At 58.3% G+C, this 6,211-nt stretch carries 6 protein-coding genes; 4 read left to right on the forward strand and 2 right to left on the reverse strand.

Features of this window, described 5'->3' with window-relative positions; all coding sequences use genetic code 11:
• Positions 1 to 284: 284 nt before the first annotated feature.
• Complete coding sequence (locus B5F19_RS16130) at positions 285 to 1,334, reverse strand: LysR family transcriptional regulator (protein ID WP_162612600.1); 1,050 nt, start codon at positions 1,332 to 1,334, stop codon at positions 285 to 287.
• Between the two features lie 179 nt (positions 1,335 to 1,513).
• Here B5F19_RS16130 and B5F19_RS16135 point away from each other — a divergent pair, with 179 nt between their 5' ends.
• Genes B5F19_RS16135 through B5F19_RS16150 form a run of 4 tightly spaced genes read left to right on the forward strand, consistent with a single transcriptional unit; the run spans position 1,514 to position 5,113 of the window.
• Complete coding sequence (locus B5F19_RS16135; RefSeq protein ID WP_087292592.1) at positions 1,514 to 2,512, forward strand: 4-hydroxy-2-oxovalerate aldolase; 999 nt, start codon at positions 1,514 to 1,516, stop codon at positions 2,510 to 2,512.
• 2 nt (positions 2,513 to 2,514) lie between these two features.
• Positions 2,515 to 3,474 carry an NAD(P)-dependent oxidoreductase gene (locus tag B5F19_RS16140; RefSeq protein ID WP_087292595.1) on the forward strand — a complete coding sequence of 320 codons (960 nt, stop codon included), beginning with the start codon at positions 2,515 to 2,517 and terminating at the stop codon, positions 3,472 to 3,474.
• A 44-nt stretch (positions 3,475 to 3,518) separates the two neighbouring features.
• Positions 3,519 to 4,886: a TRAP transporter large permease subunit gene (locus B5F19_RS16145; protein ID WP_087292598.1), complete on the forward strand. Its 1,368-nt coding sequence runs from the start codon at positions 3,519 to 3,521 to the stop codon at positions 4,884 to 4,886.
• A 2-nt stretch (positions 4,887 to 4,888) separates the two neighbouring features.
• Positions 4,889 to 5,113, forward strand: coding sequence for a cobalt ABC transporter substrate-binding protein (locus tag B5F19_RS16150; protein ID WP_087292601.1), 225 nt, complete (start codon positions 4,889 to 4,891; stop codon positions 5,111 to 5,113).
• Positions 5,114 to 5,432: 319 nt separating this feature from the next.
• On the opposite strand, the gene B5F19_RS16155 is transcribed toward B5F19_RS16150, so the two are convergent.
• The coding region (locus B5F19_RS16155; RefSeq protein WP_087292604.1) for a site-specific integrase at positions 5,433 to 6,211 on the reverse strand (779 nt) is incomplete at its 5' end.

A 6,211-nucleotide genomic window follows, 5' to 3' on the forward strand; every position in this document is an offset into this window, starting at 1 on the left:
CCTTCACCTTGGCGTAGTTCTCGAACCAGACGTCCATCCACTCCCCCACGGTGTACTGCTTTGCCTTTACCGGGTCGACCTGCTTTGCTTCCTCAATGGCCTGCTTCAGTTTGGCCCTGGCCTCCGCCTGGGTCCTTCCCAGGACGTTCCGGTAAATGGCCTTCCCCGTCTCCGGTCAGAGGTTACCCTCCCCGTTGGCTCTGTGTTTTGCCATGTTGTGCCGCCTCCTTTGCAACGACACACAACAGCCAAGGCGGCGATCCACGCTTCAATGAGCTGAGAAGTCAAATTTCATATTGATTTATTGAATTGACTGGGTTTGCAATCTTTACATCAAAACCCGGGTCAAACACCCGCGGTCTTCCATCTTCAAATCCTGCCCGCTCCAGTTCGATGGCGGCAAAAAACGCCTGCGTCAGGGAAATAAAATGCTTGGCTGGCTTGGAGAGATACCGGTGCCGGTTGGTGAGCAGTGTAATCTCCCGCTTGATAAAGTCTCCGTTCAGAAGCAGAGGAAATGCGTGCAGCGGCGGAACACCGACCGGGCGGTTTCTCAGGTGGTCGCTGAGAATCATGCCTGTGGCAAAAAAGGCGGCAGTCCCCTGGAAGTATAGGGCACGGAACATTTGCGGGTAAGCCGTGTTCAAAAGCACGTTGGGGGCCACCCCGGCCTCCTCATAGCAGGACAGAATCACCCGGGACAGGGGAATCCCGTCAGAGGGAAGCGCTACTGGCAGCCCGGAGAACTCCGCCATAGTGATCCCATCCCGTCCGGCCGACAGCAGCGCCTCCGCCCGGTCCTGGGCATAGGCGCGGAACAGGCTGTCCGACATACAGAGGTACAGCCCGTCGGTCAGCAGGTGGGTGGCCTGCAGCTCCGGATTCTGGGACTGGAACACCCCCACGCAGAAATCCATGGCGTTGTCTGCCAGCTGCCGCTCCTGCAGATAGGAAGGGCGGTCGGAGATTCGGACGCTGACGCCGGGGTACGTCTTGGTGAAATCCCGCAGGACCTCCGGAATAAAAATGGCCGCCCGGGGGGTGGATACCCCGATGTGCAGACGCCCGGAGTCCTCGTCGGCCACCGCCTTCAGGACAGAGAGAATGTTGCCCTCCGAAGCCACCGCTTCCTTGGCATAGGCCAGGAAAAGTTCTCCCTCATAGGTGAGCTGCACCTTGGGCTTCCGCTGGAACAGTTTGCAGCCGCACTTGGACTCTAGCCGGGCGATGTGGCTGCTGAGATTCTGCTGGGAGAGAAACAGCCGGTTGGCGGTTTGAGTAAAGTTCAAATCCTTTGCTGCCTCGGTAAAATAGTACAAACTGATGGTATCCAATCCGCAGCACTCCCTCTCTTGATATCCGTTCGTTTCGTCAAAACAGAAAAATTGAAAGCGGGCCACAAAAAATTTTTTTGCACCGCCAAAATTATCTGTGTTTTACATTTTACCACGTTTTTTGTATCTTGAATATAGCAAAACGCACATACGGTGCAATCTTATGGAGGGAAACCACAATGAAAATCATGGACTGTACCCTGCGGGACGGGGCCAATGTGGTAGGCAACGGCTTCTCCCCGGAGCTGACCCGGATGATGATCGAGGGGCTGCTGCGCAGCAACATCCGCATTATTGAGATGGGCAACGCCAAGGGCTTGGGCGCCACAGAGAAGGGCTCTCCCGCCCCCATCAGCGACGCGGCCTACCTGGATCTGATCCACCCCTATCTGGACCGGGCGGAAATCGGCATGTTTCTGAACGCCAAGCGCTTTGAGGCAGACAACGTGGCTATGGCTGCGGACAAGGGCATCTCCTTTCTGCGTCTGGGTGCGGACGCGGGAGACGGAAAAACGACCTATGACAAGGCCGCCATCATCAAGAAGCACGGCATTAAAGTGCGCTACTCCCTGATGAAGGCCTACCTGCTCACCCCGGAGGAGCTGGCCGAGGAGGCCGCCGGTCTGGAGGAACACGGGGTGGACGAGGTCACCATTATGGACTCCGCCGGCACCATGCACCCCGCCGATGCCGGAGCATATGTGGAGGCCCTGAAGGCCCGCATCAAGATCCCGGTGGGCTTCCACTGCCACAACAATCTGGGGCTCAGCGCCGCCAACGCCCTGGCCGCGGCGGAACACGGGGCGGACATCCTGGACTGCGGTCTGCTGGGCATGGCCCGCAGCGCCGGCAACATGCCCACCGAACTGGCGGTGGCCCTGATGCACCAGCAGGGGAAGGCCCTGGACGTGGACCTGTACACCCTGCTTCAGTTTGAGGATCAGGAGCTTATTCCCGCCATGGAGAAGGAGGGCTACCACACCCCCCTGAAGCCCAAGGACCTGATTCTGGGATACAGCGGCGCCCACTCCTCTTTTATGAAGATCTTCAAGTCGGTGGCTCAGGACTGCGGTGTGGATCTGTACCGCCTGATTGTGGAGACCTCCAAGCTGGACCGCAAGTCCCCCTCGGAGGAGTTGATGCGCCAGGTGGCCGCGCAGATCAAGGAGGTGAGATAACTGTGAAAATTGCACTGGCCGGCCCCTATCCCGCCGGAACCCTGAAGCAGTTTCAAGCGCTCCTTCCGGACCAGGAGTTCTTTCCCGTGGAAACGCAGGAGGCCTATGAGACGCTTACCGATGTGGACTGCATCATTGTCCGCGTCCTGAAAACCCCAGAACCTGTCCTGGACAACAAGCCTAACCTGAAGGCAGTCATCCGCTGGGGCGCTGGATATGACTCGGTCGATATTCAGGCCGCCGGCCGCCGGGGGATTCCCGTTCTCAACACCCCGGGGGTCAACGCCTACGCCGTGGCTGAGCTGGCCCTGGGCATGATGATCACCCTGAACCGCAAAGTCCTGGGCTACTGGAACAACGTTCAGCAGGGCAACTGGGACCGGGGCGCGTTTGTCTCCCTGTCTCTGAACCATAAGACCGTGGGCATCGTAGGCGGCGGAAACATCGGCCGCTGGGTGGCCGCTCTGGTTCAGGCTCTGGGTGCCCAGGTAATCTATTACGACGCCTTCCGTCTGGCTCCGGAGCGGGAGCAGGAGCTGCACATGACCTATGTCTCTCTAGATGAGCTGGTGGAGCGGGCCGACCTGGTTTCCCTCCACGTGCCCCTGCTGGACAGCACCCGCCACATCATTGGTGCGGAGCAGCTCTCCCGCATGAAGCCCACCGCCTGCCTGGTGAATACCGCCCGGGGCGGACTGGTGGACGACAGCGCGCTGCTCCAGGCCCTCCAAAAGGGACAGCTGGCCGGCGCGGGTCTGGACTGCGTGGAGGACGAGGATTCTCCCGTCACCAAGGACTTGATGGCCACCCCCAACGTGCTCATCACCCCCCATATCGGCGGGTCCACCGCCGACCTGGCCGACGCCATGATCCCCACCATCGCCCAGATCATCCAAACTCTTGCGGAGGGCGGGGAGTTAAACAACGTCGTCAACCGGGAATATCTGGCCGCTGGCCAGTGATTCATCATTCACACTATTTCTTGTTGTAAAGGAGTGACCCCACAGTGCAAATCGGTATTGGCATTGTTGCCTTCCTCGTTTTTATTGTCTTCGTCATTGTGTGGTATCTGGTTCTGAAGCGCAGTATTGCGGAGGCAATGCTGTTGGGCCTGCTGGTATGCTGTGCATTCAGTGGCATTCAGAACATCCCCACTACATTTGTGACCAGTCTGAAAGATGCCATGACGGAGGACGTAATGGCCGCCATCATGCTCTTTACCATCATGTCCTCGATTATGACTCAGACCGGCATTATTACCCGTCTGGTCAACATCCTGAACGCTATTCTGGGGCGTCTGCGCGGCGGTCCCGCCTATGTGTCCGCCTGCGCCAGCGCGCTGTTCGGCATGGTCTCCGGCGCCAGCAGCGCCAACGCGGCCACGGTAGGTTCCATCACCATCCCTTGGATGCGGGAGTCCGGCTGGTCCAAGGAAGTGGCCGCCACCATGAACACCGGAAACGCCGGTCTGGGCATCTGCATCCCCCCTTCATCCTCCATGTTCCTGATGCTGGGCCTGCCCGCCGTGGCCGGCGTGGTGGAGGCGGGCGACCTGTACTTCGCCCTGCTGTGCGGCGGTCTGTGGACCTTGGTCTACCGTCTAATTCTGGTGCGCTACTATGTACACAAGTACAAAATTCCTCCCATCTCTAAGGAAAAGATCGAGCCTCTTGGCACCGCGCTGAAGCAGGGTGGTTCCTCTTTGGCTATGTTCCTGGGCATCATTATCCCCCTGGTAGTCATCACTGGCCCCGTGGCCACTCTGCTGGAGGGACTGGCCTCCTTTGGAGAGGACGGCGTGGATGCTATGAACATCATTATCTGGGTCCCCGTGCTGATCATGCTGATCTGCCTGATCGAGGGCCGCAAGCTGCTGCCTAAGACTCTGGACGGCTGGGCCAAGATGCTTCTGGCCTCCGCCAAGCAGTGCTGCAACTGCGGCGCAGTTTCCCTCTTCGCCATGGCCAGCAGCAACGCCTTGAATCAGACCAGCTTCGGCGAGGACATGACCACCATTCTCTCTGCCCTGACCTTGCCCAAATTTGTGCTGATCCTGATCATCGGCTATGTGATCGCCCTGGCCGCCGGCCCCATGAACGCCACCTCCACCACAGTAAGCCTGGGCCCCGTGGCCTACTCCGCTATGGTCTCGGTTGGCGTCCCGCCTGTCACCGCCATCGTAGCCTATCTGATCTTCGCCTCCACCGAGGGGGCCTCTCCTCCCATGTCCTCCCCGATTTTCGTGTCCAGCAGTATCGCCGGTCTGAATGACGTCAGCGTCATGTTCAAGCCGCTGATCTTCCATTACTGTATTCCCATTGTCTTTGTGGGTGTCCTGGTCGCCATGGGAATCCTGCCGATTATTGGAGGCTAGTTATGAAAAAGATTTTGAATGCACTGTTTCTCTTCTGTATCTGCGCCGCCCTGCTCCTGGCACTGGGCTATGTAGTTCTCCAGGCGGCCGCGGTGGTAACCGCAAACGGCAGTCTCGCCATGTGGGCTTCCAATAATTTGGAGGCTCCGGTGTGTATCATGTGTTCGCTCACTGCTGTCGTGGCCTTTATTATGAGCTACGTGTTCCGGTGGAAGTCTGGTGATTGACATTGGCTGACCCAAATTCTGACCCAGAATGTGAAAAATCGGGCTGGAGCAGAAATCACACAACCTCCGGGTTTCGGCCTATTTCAGGTCACAAAATGGCCGGAAAGCCTTGAACCGCAGAGGGCGGAGAAACCGACAGCAGCTCATAACCCGGAGGTCGGAGGTTTAAGTCCTCCTCCCGCAACCAGAAATCCGCTGGAATTAGGTGATTCCAGCGGATTATTTTTGTTTTCCGCAACTTTTTGGGGAAGTTTATTTTGCTCTTTCAAATCTGACCCAGATCCTGACCCATACGGGAATTTTTCCGGACTGGGCAGGACTATAAACTGCCGGAGAGGACGTGTTCCATCGCTTCCGCCGCCTGCCGCTGGGCCGAGGTGGTCACATGGGCGTAGGTGTCCAGGGTGAACCCGGCACTGTAGTGGCCCAGCATCCCGGACACCGTTTTCACATCCACCCCATTCTGGAGAGCCAGGGTTGCGAAGGTATGCCTTAAATCGTGGAACCTGACTCGGGGCAGTCCCGCCCGTTTCAGCACCCGGTGGAGCATGTGGAGCACACTGTCCGGAGACATGGGGCCACCGGTGGGAGAGGGGAATACCCAGGGACAGCTCCCCACTTTCTTTTTCTGCTGATTCAGAACGTCTATCGTATCCTTTGCCAGAGGCAGGGTGCGGTAGGCGTTTTTTGTTTTCAGGGGAGCCTCCGCCACCTCGCCGTTGATGCGGGCGATCTGCCGCCGTACCCGGAGGTCACCCCGCTCCAAATCAAGGTCCTCCCATTTCAGGCCTAACAGTTCTCCCCGCCGCAGTCCAGTGGCCAGCTCCACATAGTAGAGTTCAAATACACCGCTCTCCTTTGCCTCCCGCAAGAAGGACGCCAGCTGTTCCACCGGGAGGGTTTTCATCTCTCTGTGCTCCACCTTAGGCAGGGCGCAGCCGTCTGTGGGGTCTGTGGCGATGAGCTTCTGTTCTTTGGCCAGCTTCATGGCCGAGGCAATGATCTGGTGCAGGTTCCTCACCGTCTTGGGGCTCAGGCCCTTGCTCTGTTTTTTGCTTTCAATCCGTTCTACTCTGCCGTTGCTGAGCAACTTCTTGT

The organism is Pseudoflavonifractor sp. An184 (genome assembly GCF_002160305.1).
GTDB lineage: Bacteria > Bacillota > Clostridia > Oscillospirales > Oscillospiraceae > Lawsonibacter > Lawsonibacter pullicola.